General features: G+C 40.1%; 12 protein-coding genes. 10 read left to right on the top strand and 2 right to left on the bottom strand.

Annotation, left to right across the window (positions count from 1 at the left end; all coding sequences use genetic code 11):
• The first annotated feature begins 11 nt into the window (after nt 1–11).
• From C6Y06_RS19535 to C6Y06_RS19495, 9 genes are all read left to right on the top strand, one after another.
• The gene (locus C6Y06_RS19535; protein ID WP_106037525.1) at nt 12–4,028 is read left to right on the top strand and encodes a phage tail tape measure protein; all 4,017 of its coding nucleotides are present in this window, start codon (nt 12–14) and stop codon (nt 4,026–4,028) included.
• Entirely contained in the window at nt 4,029–4,862 is an 834-nt protein-coding gene (locus C6Y06_RS19530; protein WP_106037524.1) for a phage tail domain-containing protein, read from the top strand.
• A 12-nt stretch (nt 4,863–4,874) separates the two neighbouring features.
• Nucleotides 4,875–6,611 carry a phage tail protein gene (locus C6Y06_RS19525; protein WP_106037523.1) on the top strand — a complete coding sequence of 579 codons (1,737 nt, stop codon included), beginning with the start codon at nt 4,875–4,877 and terminating at the stop codon, nt 6,609–6,611.
• A 38-nt stretch (nt 6,612–6,649) separates the two neighbouring features.
• On the top strand, nt 6,650–8,524 hold the full coding sequence (locus tag C6Y06_RS19520; protein WP_106037522.1) for a right-handed parallel beta-helix repeat-containing protein: 1,875 nt from the start codon (nt 6,650–6,652) through the stop codon (nt 8,522–8,524).
• A 13-nt stretch (nt 8,525–8,537) separates the two neighbouring features.
• Nucleotides 8,538–9,614 carry a phage baseplate upper protein gene (locus tag C6Y06_RS19515; RefSeq protein WP_223251495.1) on the top strand — a complete coding sequence of 359 codons (1,077 nt, stop codon included), beginning with the start codon at nt 8,538–8,540 and terminating at the stop codon, nt 9,612–9,614.
• Nucleotides 9,611–9,790, top strand: coding sequence for an XkdX family protein (locus C6Y06_RS19510; protein ID WP_106037521.1), 180 nt, complete (start codon nt 9,611–9,613; stop codon nt 9,788–9,790). The genes C6Y06_RS19515 and C6Y06_RS19510 overlap by 4 nt, the downstream gene beginning before the upstream one ends.
• 44 nt (nt 9,791–9,834) lie before the next feature.
• Nucleotides 9,835–10,254: a phage holin family protein gene (locus C6Y06_RS19505; RefSeq protein ID WP_106037520.1), complete on the top strand. Its 420-nt coding sequence runs from the start codon at nt 9,835–9,837 to the stop codon at nt 10,252–10,254.
• A 41-nt stretch (nt 10,255–10,295) separates the two neighbouring features.
• On the top strand, nt 10,296–11,111 hold the full coding sequence (locus C6Y06_RS19500; RefSeq protein WP_106037519.1) for an N-acetylmuramoyl-L-alanine amidase: 816 nt from the start codon (nt 10,296–10,298) through the stop codon (nt 11,109–11,111).
• Nucleotides 11,112–11,269: 158 nt separating this feature from the next.
• The gene (locus tag C6Y06_RS19495) at nt 11,270–11,734 is read left to right on the top strand and encodes a hypothetical protein (protein ID WP_061408885.1); all 465 of its coding nucleotides are present in this window, start codon (nt 11,270–11,272) and stop codon (nt 11,732–11,734) included.
• 172 nt (nt 11,735–11,906) lie between these two features.
• Here C6Y06_RS19495 and C6Y06_RS19490 read toward each other — a convergent pair whose 3' ends face one another.
• Nucleotides 11,907–12,098, bottom strand: a complete 192-nt coding sequence (locus C6Y06_RS19490; protein ID WP_106037518.1) for a hypothetical protein — start codon at nt 12,096–12,098, stop codon at nt 11,907–11,909.
• 112 nt (nt 12,099–12,210) lie between these two features.
• Nucleotides 12,211–12,798 (bottom strand): hypothetical protein, encoded by a 588-nt coding sequence (locus tag C6Y06_RS19485; protein WP_106037517.1) that lies wholly within the window; start codon nt 12,796–12,798, stop codon nt 12,211–12,213.
• A gap of 157 nt (nt 12,799–12,955) precedes the next feature.
• Between C6Y06_RS19485 and C6Y06_RS19480 the strand changes: the two genes are divergently transcribed.
• Nucleotides 12,956–14,479 carry a recombinase family protein gene (locus C6Y06_RS19480; RefSeq protein ID WP_106037516.1) on the top strand — a complete coding sequence of 508 codons (1,524 nt, stop codon included), beginning with the start codon at nt 12,956–12,958 and terminating at the stop codon, nt 14,477–14,479.
• The last annotated feature ends 42 nt before the right edge of the window (nt 14,480–14,521 follow it).

The raw sequence follows: 14,521 nt of genomic DNA, 5'->3' as shown, positions 1-14,521 counted from the left end.
GTGGTGAGGGATTGAGCAAAGACATTAAAGTAAAGCTGTATTCTAATTCGTCCCAATTTAATGGCGAAATGAAAGCAATTTCAACTCAAATGAAGAACATAAAGTCTGAGTTTGAGAAAAATCGGACTGCCGTTGGTGTGTGGGGCAATGAACTGAAAACATCACAGACGAAAGTCAAAACTCTTTCACAGCAATTAGATCAGCATAAAATGAAGGTCAAAGCACTTGAAAGAGCTTATGCGGATTCAGCCATCAAGAAAGGGAAGGATGCGGAAGGAACGCAAACCCTTGCCCGTAGGTTGAACTATGCAACAGCTGAAATGAATAAAACGCAAAACGCGTTAACACAAACGACCAACAAAATTCAGAGGATGGAAGCTGAGATAAAAAGAACATCCTCATCGCTTTATAAGATGGGCCAAAGAATGAATACAGTTGGCAACACAATGAGAAGCAAAGGTGCTTCAGTAGCAATGACTACAGGTGTTGCTTTTGCTGGCTTGGTCCTCCCACTAAAAGATGCAGTGGAAGTGGGTATGTCATTTGAAACACAAATGAGTAAAGTTAAAGCTATTTCAGGTGGTACAGCTGCAGAAGTCGAAAAACTGAAAAACCAGGCTAAAGAGTTGGGGGCAACAACTGTTTTCACTGCCAGTCAAGCAGCAGATGCACAAAGTTTCCTGGCTATGGCTGGATTTAAAGCAAACGATATTTACGCAGCCATGCCCGGTATGCTGAATTTAGCAGCAGCAGGCCAACTAGATTTAGCCGCCGCCGCCGACATATCTTCTAATATGATGCAGGCTTTTGCTATGAAAGCATCGGAAGCGGGGCATGCATCGGACGTAATCGCATACGGTGCAGCTAACGCAAACACAAACGTTGAGCAAATGGGAGAGGCCATGAAGTTCCTTGCGCCTAATGCTAATTCATTAGGGTGGGGTCTAGAAGAATCAGCGGCCGCGGTCATGGCGTTTGGTGACGCAGGTTTGCAAGGTTCAATCGCAGGACAAGCCTTTGGTACGTCATTGATCAGGTTAGCGACACCTGCTAAAAAGGCGCAGAAGGTAATTGATAAGTTAGGATTTTCATTTTTTGACGCTGCAGGAGATATGAAGAGTATGCCGGAAGTTGTTGCCGAGATGGAAAAGGGCATGAAGGGCATGACGAAGGAACAGCAAGCAGCAACCTTAAAAACCATCGTCGGAGCTGAATCATACAAACATTGGGCAGTTCTTCTCCAAAAGGGCAGCAAGGCATTGAAAGAAAACACTAAAGCGCTAAAAGAATCAGATGGAGCGGCTAAAAAAATGGCTGACACAATGCTTGATAATGCGCGGGGCAGTATCATTGCTTTTCAGTCTGCAGTTGAAGGGGCAAAGATTAAGCTCACTGAAAGTCTACTTCCTGCACTTGGTAACCTAGCTGAAAAAGGTGCAGACATCGTTTCCATGTTTAACAAAATGGATTCTGCCACAGCTCAAACGGTTGCTAAAACAGCATTGTTTGCTACGGGTGTCCTGGGTGCCACAACAGCAGTCGCAACACTGACGATGGGTATCGGTGCGCTTTTAGCATTTACTGGACCAGTGGGGCTTGCTATTGTGGGGGGAACGGCTTTACTAGGCGGCATTGCTGTAGCGACATATGCGTATAACGAGCAGTTGAAAAACCAAAAGAAACGCCAGGAAGAAGCGAAAGAATCGGCTCTTCTATATGGTGAGGGCGTTTCTAAAGCGACACAAAAAGCGGCCGGATCATACGTGAATCTACGTGAAAAAGCTACATCACAACTGTTCCAACTGACACAGGTTTCAGGAAAAGAAGCCGAGAAGATGGCAAGCAATCTATTGTCTACTTATCAAAAAATGTCCACTTCTCTTATTAAGGAGTTAGAAGGATTTAAGACTGATGCAATAGCAGTTCTCAAAGGACTATTTGAAGACCAGGAAAAAGAGACAAAGAAAATCGGAGAAGATTGGACAGATCAATTAGTTGGTAACATCGACAAGGATGTTCAAAAAGCACGAGAGAAAATGCGCCAACTTGAAAAATTGAAGGATGAAACAGGTTTATTATCATCAAATATGAATGCTTCACAAAAGAAACAATTTGATGGCATTATTTCATTCTTTCAACAGGCAACGAGTAAGTTTGCGGCCAATCAAAAAGACGCATTGGCTATTCAACAGAGGGTTTCCGAGAGTCAAAACAAGCTCTCTTTTAAAAACGCAAAAAGCTACAATGATCAAATCACAGAGCTATACAAAGAAGGTCAGAAAGCAGCGAAAGAAGACCGAGACTATAGAATTAAAGTCTTGGATGAAGCTATTGTAAAAGATGCAAAAAATGCTGAAAGATACAAAGCGTTAAAAGCGAAAACGAATGCCGATTACCAAAGGGATCTTGCTAAGAACCTAGAAGCGTATAAAAACAATTCAAAAGCGTTATTTGATCAAATGGCTCAAGACGGGAAACTGCTGGACTTGGAAACAGGAAAAGCCCTTGAAAAGCAAAAAGAGTATTCCAGTAATTCAATGGGGATTTTTGTTGAAATGGAAGAAAGTGAAGCAAAGTACCAAGAACGATGGGCCGAAAAACAAGTAGCATTCTTACAAAAACTTGGAGACAGCAAAGAAGAAGCATTAGAAAAAACGAAACAAGCGCTTATAGAGTTTAACGAGGGATTGGGCCGTTCTACAGAAGAGTCAGCGAGCAAAGCAAATGAAGCGATTGAAAAGATAGAAAACGAATTCAACCGCGCAACATCTGCCCGTGAATCAGGAAAGAAAATGGGCGATGAATTCGCAGATGGCTTAACAGCTGCCACGCCTAACACGTTAGCAAGTGGGTCGATCCTTAAACAAACACTGGATCAAAAATTGCGAGAAGAAAACGGCATCCCTAGAATTGCAGGACAAGAAAAAGGTCAATCGTTTAGTGAAGGTATTAATTCGTCAAAAGTTAACGTATCTAACAGCGGATCAGTGCTGCAGCAAGCACTTAGGCAAAAGCTAAGTGAAGGCAATGCAGAGGCTAATACATCCGGTTCACAAAAGGGTCAATCATTTAGCGCGGGGATAAGTTCAACAAGTGGCATCACAAGCACGGCAGCAAGCAGTGTAAATCAAACGGCGCTATCTAACCTTAATAAAAATACGACCCAGGCAACCCAAGCAGGTGTTACAAAAGGGAGCAGTCACAGTGCGGGCATAACAAGCACAAAGGGAGCCAATACGACTGCAGCATCTTCGGTGAGCGCAACAGCAACAGCCCAACTTGCCAAAACAACTGATGGCGGAGGCGGACAAAAAGCAGGCGTTGAATTTGCATCGGGCATCCGAAGCCAAGCCGGAAATGCTAGTAATTCGGGTAGCACCGTAGCACAATCAGGAAAACAAGGCTTATCTAGTGTTAAGACAACTAGCACGGGTGCTGATTTTTCTAAAGGTTTTGCTAACGGTATTCGTAGTATGGGAGGCACCGGCGGGACAATTTGGAAAGCTGCTTGGGCTATCGGTAAAGTTGCAATACGTTCGCTGAAAGATTCCATACAATCAAAATCACCTGCAAAGAAGACCATTGCAGAAGGTGTGAACTTTGGCGATGGGTTTATCATTGGGCTTGGAGAAAAGGCGCAGGACGTGAAAAAGAGCACAGCAGCAATGGCGCAAGGTGCTATGACGTCCTTTAAATCTGAAATTAATAGAATGGCGTTTAACATCCAGGGGGCAGCAGATGAAATAAACACGATGCGCGCCGAATTGACTGTAAAAAACGAAATTGATACGCCTATTCTAAATCAAAAGCTAGATGCCCTTATTAGTCTTCTATCAAATAATCTACAGACCAACAATGAAAGCGTAAGTACTGCAGGGCAAACAATCAAAATCCATCCTGCGCCTGTCATTATTGGCGGTCATCATTTGGCAGACATCGTTTTTGAACAAGGTGACACATCCATACTGGATAAAAAGAGTGCTCAAAAATATGAGCAGAACGCCTATAAAGGAGGGCTGAAAAGATAAATGGATCTGTATTTTGATTTCAGAGACGGAATGGGGGAGCAACCTTTGTCGGGGTTACTGCCCTATTTTAAGTTGCTTAGCTTTGCTCCTGACGCGCCGAGCACTGACAGGGAGCTTGTACAGTTGACCAGGTTTAACGGACTTGTACCGACGCAGCATCCGCGCGACATAGTGTACAAAGAAAGGTCTATCAAGGGTGAGATATTGCTTGATGCTAAAATCGCGGCAAATTTTTATCAGTATAGACACGAGTTTTATGATCTCGTTGTTCAGCCCTCCTGGTATTACATCTCATGTGATCTTCTTCCTGGGAGGCGTTTTGCGGTTACGTGTGACGGAGGCTTTACGATCCCTAAAGACAAGCAAAAAAACCAGGTATCTTTCCAAGTGGATTTTAACAACATTACAGGACTAGCAGAGTCAAAGGGCACGTCTTTAAGCGCGCAAAACTTTTCTAGTGAAAGATGGTTTTCGGGAATGGGAATCCAAAGGCGGGACGATCTGCAGTACCGTTTTAAAAACAAAAAGCGTTTCAGTGTATTTAATCCTGGCTTACCTATTAACCCACTGCAGCATGATTACAACGTGCTGCTAAACGCAAAGGGAAAAAACGTGACAATCATCAATCACACGAATAACGAAAGATTGAAAATAGAGGCCGATCTGAAAAAGTCCCAGCAGGTTAGAAACCTGAAACAGTATACCGTTGTCGGTAATAAAAGATTGAAAACGTCGGGAAGGCTGCCGTCCTTAGATAAAGGTATGAATGAGTTTGAGATACAGAATACAAATGACTTTGAAATTGTATTCGATACAAGATTTTATTTTCCGTAAAAGGGGGTTGTCATGGCTGCAGCAGATTTTATAAAGAAACTAGCACCAGGAGCGCAGAAAGTATATAAAAAATATAATGTCCTAGCTAGTCTTGTCATTGCTCAAGGGTGCCTAGAAAGTGGTTTCGGAAAAAGTGACCTGTCTCAAAAGGCGCATAATCTCTTCGGAGTCAAGGGGACATATAACGGTAAATATGTTCTCATGTGGACAAGCGAACAAGACAAAAAAGGGAACGTCACCAGGATACAAGCTAAGTTTAGAAAGTATCCATCATACGCAGAGAGCTTAGCAGATCTTGGGAGCCTGTACACCCGTTTGAGTCGATATAAAGATGTGGTAGGCGAAAAAGATTATAAAAAGGCTACTGCAGCAGTTTCAAAAGGCGGATATGCTACCGACATAAACTATACAACAAAATTAAACAGCATCATCTTTACTTATAAGCTCACACAATATGACACCTTTGAAGATGTGCCGGATGAACCGAGTGAACCAGAAAAACCAGAAAAACCGAAGTATCCAAGCAAAGAGTACCAGGGTAAGGACGTAGAGTTAAACGACGGATTACCTTCTGATATTGATTTTAGGCAGCTGCATGTTTCAACCAAAGACGGCAAAGAGCTTGTGGAAATCGTTGGTGCTGTGTTGGAGCTTCAAGACGATACAACAGGTAAGAAGAGTTTCACCTTTACCCTATTGCGGACTGAGGATAACGGAACTGAATTTGATTTACTTGTTCCAGGGAACATACTGTACTTAGATGAAAAAGTTTACAACCATCAAAAATATTACATTACAGATATTGAGCTTGATCAAAGTAGAAAAAACGTGCTGCAGAAAAAGGTAACGGCCAATCATGTGTATACTGTTCTTCTTGTAAATGACAGAGTCGAAGAAAAGACGTCAAAGAAACTGAACATCAAAGAAGCCCTAGACATTGCACTTTCTGAAACACCTTTTCAATATGTTCTGAAAGAAAAAGAATCAGCATTTGATACGGTTGATCAAGACGGCTTCGGCGAAAAGAATAGAATCGAATTAATGGATCAGATTGTTGATGACTATGAAATAGAGCTTGATGTAAACAACTACGTCATCTACGTATATAAAAAAATGGGAAGGGTAGTAGATTACACTTTTGACAGCCGATACAATATGCCGGGCTTTAAATTAAAGATCAATGATCAAAATACATCAACGCGTGCATGGGGTTACGGTGCAGAAAAGAAGGATAAGAAAAGTGATACTAAATCAACTGATTCAAAAACGAAAGAGGATGAAAAGGAAAAAGAGCCTGAATATGAATTCGAGCCTATCCTATACATTCATCCTGATGAAGATAAATTTTTGATCGAGGGTAAGCCGCGCTGGGGTGAGCCGATTAGAGATGACACAGTAAAAAAACCAAGCAACATGGTATCTGCTTTGAAAAAGCATGTAAATCCATATCCCGACGTGGTCGTTGAGGCAGAGTATCAGTATATCTATGAGCCAGCACTACTAGGAATAGAAGAGGATTTTTGGAAGGGTGACACTATACATGTCATTGCTGATACAGCAAATGGGATCACGTTTGAGGATGATGTAAGGTTAGTGTCTGTCACTTATAATCCCCTCAACCCATATGACAGCCCTAAAATGACTTTCGCTAACTTCCGAAAAGACATTCAGGATTATCAAGTAAGTCAGGCGCGGCAGATTAAGCAGCAAAAAAGATATATAGATCAGTTGATGAGAACGCTCAATTAGAAGCGTTTTTTCTTTTGGAATCGAAAGGAGTGAATAAATTGGTCCGGCTTAAAAAGGATTACGATACTACAAGAAATTCAGTCTATGAATCCCAATTGCGTGGCGACATGCAAACGGTTGAGAATGAGCTTAATAAGAACGCAAGTGAATTACAATCACATAAAGAGAGTAAAAAAGCGCATTCGTCTAATCAGATTATGCACGGGTTATTTTCCGTCGCAAATAGAATTGATAACTTGTGGTCAAGGCTGATTAATTTAGTGTTGAATCACGATGGAAAAGACGTAAAGGAAGTAGTTGATATTAGAGTCGCTAGGGATGCATCTATTCATCCTACAGCAAAAGACAGATTAGACTATGACTTTCAATTACTTGAAGAAGAAATAGAAGCAGCTGCCGTTTCCTTGAATCTAAAAAGGTTTATTAAAAAGTACGGAAGTTTTACCGCAGGATTCAAGGCAGCTCTTAGTCTTGCAAAATTATATCCTGTGCACATTGTTGTTCCTCCTGGAAAATACAAATTAATGGAGACAGCACGTATCTATAAAAACACTCACTTGACCTTGCAAGCTGGTGCCGTTATTAAACGTGGTTTTGTAGGGTCAATGCTTGTAAATGGGGATAAAGATGATCAGACAAAAGGATATAACGGTCACGGAAACCTACTGATCGACGGTCAAGGGGTGTTTGACAGCGCGGGGGGAGAGATCAAGGAACAATGTTCAGTCTTGGGATTCGCTCATGCTGAGCGAATTATCATACGGGACATCACTATCAAGGATGTATGCGGTGGTCATGCCTTTGACTGTGCAGGCAATAAGCATGTGTTAATTGAAAATGTCTGGTATAAAGGTTTCGCTGATTATAAAGGCGACAGATGGTTTTCTGCTGCGATTCAGTTAGACTTAATGAGATCGGCGGGCAACTTCGGCGCCTTTGGAGCGTATGATCAAACCGTGAGCAAGCATGTCACTATTCGAGACTGCTATTTTAGTAGATCCGAGAATTTAGGAGGATATGCGAGGGGGATAGATTCTCACACCAGCACTGATGGCTTTTGGTATTCTGATATTCGTATCGAAAACAACGATTTTGAAGACACGACCGAGTACGCAATTTCAGGGAACAAATGGGAAGACGTTTTAGTAAGCAGAAACCGATTTAAAAATTGTGCATCAGGTGTGAGACTTATGATTCCTAGAGTTGAATCGGTTTACACGCAAGACGCAAACGGCAATCCTACGAATAGGGTTAACAAGGTTAAGCGTTTTTCAGTCAAAGATAACACTTTCACCAATATCAAAGTGCGTCATGCCATTCAAGTATATGGCCGTAAAGGGATTCAAAAAATTGACGACGTGGATGTTTCCGACAATAAAATCAATGGCGTAAAGGTCAAGCACGCTATCCATTTATCAGATGTGGATGGCTTTTTAGTGTCTAACAACCAATTTAGAGACATTAAGCATCACGGAGTACTCTTAACACGCTGCAGCAATGGTAAAGCTGATCTAAACGTTGGACGAGACATCGAAGGAAACGGCGTGCGTGTGGAATTAGGCTGTAAAAATATCGATATAACTTACACAACTTTACGTGAAGTTGGATTTTCGGGGGTTTCTGTTTCAGGTGATTCAGAGGACATAAACGTTGATTTCAGCGATATTCAAAACGCAGGTAAAAGAACATCATCCTCAAGCCCGTATTACGGAATTATCTTGATGGATGGAGTCACCAATTCGGCAGTGCGATTTAACAAAGTGCGCGGAAAAAAATGCAGATACGCGATGTATATGACTAGCAAGTGCTCACGGATTCAGCATTTTGGAAACAGACTTAAAGGAGCTGGCGCAGAAGGCAGCTTGAAGGATAATAGTGTTGATCCAATTAAAACAATTGAAAATGTAACGTGAGAGAGGTGATAACATGATTCGCAAAAATGGTCTACTTGATTTTGATGTAAACGCATATACCAGTTCAAGTGTATCAACCAGCATAAATTTTTGGACGCAGGATCGACAGACAGCAAGGCTAATTTTCAAGCTCACGAAAGATGGCGTACCTTTGCCTCTTGCAGCTGTCACAGGAAAACTTGTATTAGTCATGTCAGATGGCAGCCGATTCATTAGAGACGTAACAATTACTGATCGTATCAAAGGGCAAGCAGAATACATCTTGTCAGATCAAGAGATCAGGCATTATGGTACCGTTCAAGCTGAGCTGAATTTGTACTATACAAATGATCAATCTATGTCCGTGCATCAATTCTCTTTCCATATATCTAAGTCTCTTATAGATCAAGATATTGTGCCAATCACTGAGTATTATGTGGACGAGTTCGAGGCTTTAAGAGCAAAGATAAATGAGCTTTACGAAGAGTCTATACAAACGATTGATGATCTGAGAGACAAGTTTGAGGACTTGGAAAAGATCGAAACAAAACAAGGCGCGCAGTCTAAAGTAGATGCTGCGCTTAAGGCAGCCAATAAATACACGGATGCTCACGCGGAAACACCTGCTGGTGCAAAAGATAAAGTAGCGGCGGCGCTGGAAGCGGCAAAAGAATACGTTGATCCGCACCTTGAAAACAAAAAGATTCACGTAACGGAATCAGAAAAAAGTAACTGGAATAACGGCCAGCTGCACAGGCTTACACCTAACGACGGTAAAGTTGCAAGGTTGCCAAACGGTACTGATATTTTTTTACTGCCAACGGGTTTTTATATGGGAGCAAATCTGATAAATCTGCCTGTAGAGAATGATTCCAGTTTCTATTACATTGAAGTTTTAGAAACATCATATGTACAAAATGAAGTTAATTACAAAAGGATTATTGCTACAAGGTCATTTGATAATATGACTTGGATTGGCACGTTCCATGCACAAGGCTTTCGAGGATGGAAACGTCTCTTAACAGACGGAGATGATGTAACGACGCTAAAAAAACAAGTCGCTCTCCTTACATTACAGCTTTCGCAGTTGCAGAAAGGCGGGGCATCATGATTTATCCAACGGCTGCCGATATAAAAGTATTTTGGGATTGGGGCGTTTACACTCTTGAGATCATGCGGAAATATGTCGCATTAGAAGTAATAACAAAAGAAGAGTTTGAGCAGATCACTGGCGTTTCATTCGATAAGCCATCTGCTTCTGCGGATTTAGGAACAACAGCATCTTAACAGGTGCTTTTTATTTTGCCTTCTTAAAGGAGGTGATTAACGAAATGGAGGAAACGATAGTGTTTATTAACTTTGAAACTTTGGATTTAGCGAAGACTTATTTATTTGGCGGAGTGAAATTTTTAGACTTGCTCGTGCTGCTAAGTGTTATTGATGTTCTGACGGGCATCATCAAAGCGTGGAAGATCGGTAAGCTACGAAGCCGTACGGCATGGTTCGGTTACGTGCGTAAAATGCTTAGTTTTGTTGTCGTGATTGTTGCTAACATCATTGATCAGATCATGGGCTTAAATGGAGTGCTGACTTTCGGGACAGTGCTTTTTTATATCGCCAACGAAGGGCTTTCCATCGTGGAAAACCTTGCACAGATCGGCGTAAAAATTCCGGCTTCTATTACAGACCGACTTCATGTCATCGAGTCTGACAGCCAAAAAGAAGAAGAGGAAAAGAAAGCTGCTGAGTAATCGGCGGCTTTTTTCTATATAAAAAATGAAGGAGATTGAATATGACAAAAAAAATTATGCTTGATCCAGGTCACGGCGGGCACGATCCCGGCGCAGTAGCAAACGGATTAAAAGAAAAGGATCTTGTATTAAAGATTGCAAAGAAAACTAAAGCGATTCTTGAAAAGGTTTATGGGGCATCAGTTAAGCTCACACGATCAACTGACGTTTACGTTGATCTGTCTCAAAGAGCTAGGCTTGCAAATAATTGGGGTGCTGCTTATTTTGCATCTATTCACATAAATGCTGGCGGAGGAACGGGTTTTGAGACGTTCCGTTTTGATAAACTATCAGCATCATCCAGCACTGGCAAACAGCAAGCAATTGTGCATGATGCGATTTATAACAAAATCAAAGGAAAACTAGGAGACCGAGATCGAGGGACCAAGTCTAAAAATCTAGCTGTGTTAAGAGAAACAAGAATGCCAGCAATATTGACAGAGAACCTTTTTATTGATCGAAAAGAAGACGCAGCACTGTTAAGACAAGATTCGTTCCTGAACCTATTGGCCGAGGGACACGCAGAAGGTATCGCGGCGGCCGTCGGTTTAAAAAAGGTGTCATCATCATCTAAAACAAGCTCTAAAAAAGAAACGGCGCCAAAAGGCATTAAAATGGCTGTGGTGAAGCCGAATGCTGATGGGTGGCTATGGGTCTATGATAAGCCGAACTGGTCAGCAAAGCACAAAAAAGTAAAGCCGGGTGAAGCATTTACGATTGATAAGACCGTTACGGTCAACGGGTCAAAAATGTATAAACTGAAATCAGGTCTTTTTATCACAGCTGCATCTAAATATATTGAAGTTAAACAAAAGTAAACAGAGAAGCCCTTCCTTATTGGAGGGGCTTTTTTCATTTGTCATAAATTACATACTTTATTACTAATCCACCTTCTATAATCGGTTATTTGCGACTATGGAAATTACTGTATATTTTAAGTTATGCTTAACCTGTGATTACAAAGGGAGGGTTTTATTTGAATAAAAAATGGATAAAAAGAACATCTTTGTCCATTGTAGCTGCGTTGGGTATCTCCTGTACGCTTGGAGAGTTTGCAGATGCAAAAGCTAATCAACCACAATATGAACAAAAAACACCGTCTGAATCATTTACAAAAAACGATCCTGAATTATATCAAGGCGCGTTAGATCTTGGTCTAACTGACAATGACATCTTTAAAATCGACAGTCTTTTCGACAAAGAAGATAAAGCCACAGTACATAATCCTATACTTGTTGTGATCGGTATAATTACTGGGATGACAGCAATTGTGGGGAGTGGATATGCTGCTGGTCGCTATATCGCCAATCAACTTTACAAGCGCAAGCAGTTAACGAAATCAACTTATAAAAAACACAGATGGGGTTTCAGAGCAGCACTAGTACCGGTTATCGGAATTGCAGCAACATTTGGCTTTGATGACTACTATATGGATATTTAACATGTTTGAGTATATTTTGATTTTACTTATAGTTGCAACTTTGTTATTTACAGTCGTTGAGGTTTCAAAACTCAAGAAAGAAAATAAATCCATCAAAAATGAAATTGAGGATTTAAAGAAAAATATTAACAAATGATGTTTATCAGCCGTCCACCTGGACGGCTTTTTTACATTACTTAAACCGCCATTCTTGCTTCTCCTTATTCCATTCAAGCTCTTTTCGGGATATTAGATTTTTAACAGCCTTTCGGATCGTCAGCTCATCCTTGCCCGTTTTCCTTTTCAGATCCTCTATGGAGGGATTCTTTCTGAATCTGCTCATGTTGTAGATGATTCGATACAACTTTCTCTCAAGATCGGTCACGGCATACCCTCCTATAAAAAGAATGTATGTTCGATTATAAATGTAAATAAAATCCCCTTCAAGGCGATTTGGAGGGGATATAATAATTTTAAAAAATACTAAACCAAAGAATTTATTTTGGTTCAATATTTAATATTAATGACATATCTGGAATTCTAGTAAACTGAACATAGTAATCTCCGTCGATTACATTAAGGAAATTTTTTTCGCTGTCTAACAAATTATTTAAGTGTTTAAAATCAATTCCTAGTATATGAAGCACAGCTAATGTATTTTTCATTCCCTGTTCAGATGATATATTTCCTGATCCAGTTGTAAATATGTTCAGGCGATAGAAATTTTTATCTAAATCAAGCGATGCATCTAAAATGAAAGTACTATCTGAGTCATAAAATTCATTTAATAATTCTTTTTTGTAAAATTGCCCTTCTGCTGTATCAGAGAGTTTATAATCTCCAATTTCATCAAAGTTAATTTTTACATTTTCAAAAGATAGGGCAACTTCATTATATGCACTCACGAATTCATCAATTGTGAAATTAAAGTTTTTTTTCGTATTATAATCGTCATTAGTTTCATTATTTTCTTCAATCTCAATGGCCTCAGAATCTTTTTCTTTTGAAGTTGTAGTGCTACTGCTACATGCGCTTAATGTAGTAATACTTATTATAAGTATGAAAAAAAGCAAAATGCGTTTCAATTCAAACCCTCCAAAACAAATATTTTCCAAATAAGTCTACCATATTATTGAATTAGAAAGATGGAAAATAATGATTTTTCCAAATTAAGAATATTACGGAATTGATGGTCGGGATGTTATAATTTAGTAAGAACAATTCACAATTGGGGTGTGTTATATGCATTTCCGCAAAGAATCAGTTGGAGAAATCATCAAATATGACGATTACCCTTATAAGGTCTATACAAGGGTTTCGACAGACCGCGACGAGCAAATAAGTTCTAAGGAAAACCAAATTGACGTTTGTCGATATTGGATCGAGCAACACAACTATGAATGGGATGACCGTTCTGTTTTGTTAGATGATGGTATCAGCGGTACCGTCCTTGAAGATAGGGCAGCAATGAAATACATTTTTTCATTGGCTGAAAAGAAAGAAATAAAAATGGTTATTTTCAAATCCATTACACGTCTTGCCAGGGATTTGAAAGATGCCCTCTATATTAGAGAGATTTTAGTATCTAACGGTGTTCGTGTCGTGACGCTAGAAGAAGATTATGATAGCCTGTACGAAAGCAAAGCTTCGATGAAATTTGAAATGTCGGCCCTTTTCGCAGAGCAGTTACCTAAATCTATGTCCGTAAACATAAGCGGGGTACTTGCAGCAAAGGCCAGACGAGGAGAGCATTCTGGAAGAGTGCCGTATGGTTATATGAAAGAGGGGAAATACCTCGTTATTAATGAAAACGAAGCAGATGTCATAAGATTGATCTTCCACCTATATAACAACGAGGGATTAGGCCAGAAAAGAGTTACATACGCTTTGCAGGAGAAGTGTAAAGCTGGTGAAATACCTCCGCCCAGGAAAAGAAGTAACTGGCAGCTCACAACGGTACAGACAATTTTAAGAAACCCTATCTATTGTGGAGTTCACATTGCTAATAGACATACGACGATAAAGGTAGATGGACGAAAGAAATTCATTAGAAATCCGCCTGAAAAATGGACTGTTTATGAAGATTTCTGCCCGCCAATTGTTTCTAGAGAAGATTGGGAAAAAGCTAACAATAAACAAACAGTCAATAAAAAGAGAAAATTCACACCTTGGAATGAGTTGAGAAAGTTAATTATTTGTGGGAAATGTGGGTCTAAAATGGTGATCATCCAAACTCATCGAGACAAGAAAAATGGAGAGCGGACTTATTGGAAATACCTAAAATGTAGTAATTTCAGAAGGGCCGGGAAAGATGGATGTGTGAATCATGTTCCGATCAAATATGAAGAACTTCGAGATTTTGTGGTTGAAAATCTCATTACATTTTCAGAGGGCATTTCACACGACTTCAAGAAAAATGCTCTTGAGCAAAAGGAAAGACAAATTAAAGCCATAAAGGCAGAATTGAAATCTTTAGAGACACAAAACAAAAGATTGTTAGAACTGTACTTAGAAGATCAAATGATTACAAAAGCCGAATTTCAAAGTAAACGGAACGACATTCAGGCCAAAATAACAAATCTTGAACAGAGTTTATTTTCGTTGCAACATGTACAAAATGAGAAGAATTCAATCATCGAAATGAAAGCAGTCATTCAAGAACTTGAAGATAGAGAAAAAGATTTAAAACATGTGTTTGAAAAGCTGATCGATCGTATCGTAATTGATCCAAATGGGAAAATAAACATCTATTATAGATTCAAATGACAGCACGGATAACGATTTGCAAAAGGTACGCTTAGCAAATGC

Origin of the sequence: Bacillus sp. MZGC1 (assembly GCF_002998605.1) — a bacterium.
Taxonomy (GTDB): Bacteria; Bacillota; Bacilli; order Bacillales; family Bacillaceae; genus Bacillus.
The sequence above is the reverse complement of the archived record's forward strand: the minus strand, read 5'-3'. Positions and strand labels throughout refer to the sequence as shown.